At 42.6% G+C, this 897-nt stretch carries 2 protein-coding genes; both read left to right on the top strand.

Annotated elements, in window-relative coordinates:
- Positions 1-359: TlpA disulfide reductase family protein (locus A1D16_RS02400; RefSeq protein WP_290707425.1), on the top strand; the 359-nt coding region annotated here is incomplete at its 5' end.
- A gap of 125 nt (positions 360-484) precedes the next feature.
- A complete protein-coding gene (locus A1D16_RS02395; RefSeq protein ID WP_290707423.1) occupies positions 485-871 on the top strand; it encodes a hypothetical protein in 387 nt (128 codons plus the stop codon).
- Positions 872-897: the final 26 nt, after the last annotated feature.

Raw genomic sequence — 897 nt, 5'->3', positions numbered from 1 at the left:
GGTGTGGCCCTTGTATAGCCTCCTTTCCTGCTATGTATACTGCCCAGCAAAACCATAAAGACAATAAAGACGTTGTTTTTTTATTTGTAAATACCTGGGAGCAGGCTGCCGATAAAAAGAAGAATGTAGAAGAGTTTTTTAACGGCAAACCTTATTCTTTCCTTATGCAGGCATTAGATACGGAGGACAAAATGGTATCTGGCTTTAAAGTAGATGGAATCCCCACAAAATTTGTACTGGATAAACAGGGAAAGATCCGCTTCAAATCTGTGGGCTATGATAGCAATGAATCCAAAACAGTAGATGATATTGCCGCCATGATACAGCTGGCCGGGGAAGCTTCGAATGGTACAAATTGAGGTTTAACAAATTATTTATGGGGAATGAAGTCCCCGAAAACCATGTCCAGGCATGGTTTTTTTGCATTCTTTTAGCAGAAATACCTGCTTTGGCCAAACGGAACGGTTATTGGCCTGGAAGGGGTATGCGTAAACTATACTTATACGCCTCTTTGGGGGCATTGTTACTGGGTTTTACAGCCTGTTCACCCAGGTTAACCGGCACATGGAATGTGCAGCGGTTCGAAGTAATTAAACAGGGAGAATCCGGACTTTCCATCAATAATGTGGGAACGATGGAATTTCGACGAAATGGAAAGGGAGAGAAAAATATTCAATATTCCATTCTGGGCATTACCAAATTTGATAACCTGCCTTTTGACTGGGTTCAGCATGGAAATTCCATCACTATTTCCGGTAATAATACTGATTTTGCCAAAACCTGGATTGTTATCCGGGATAAGCGGCGCTACCAGCAATGGAAGTCGACCGATGGTGCCAATACCGTTCAAGTGATTGAACTATCCAGGTAATACCTTTCTACCGGTCGGGCATTACC

The organism is Flavihumibacter sp. CACIAM 22H1 (assembly GCF_001601815.1).
Lineage (GTDB): Bacteria > Bacteroidota > Bacteroidia > Chitinophagales > Chitinophagaceae > Flavihumibacter.
The sequence above is the reverse complement of the archived record's forward strand: the minus strand, read 5'-3'. Positions and strand labels throughout refer to the sequence as shown.

Bases quoted from the DNA above. Each gene is read 5' to 3' on its own strand.
- A1D16_RS02395 (WP_290707423.1), top strand. From the start codon at position 485: ATGCGTAAACTATACTTATACGCCTCTTTGGGGGCATTGTTACTGGGT.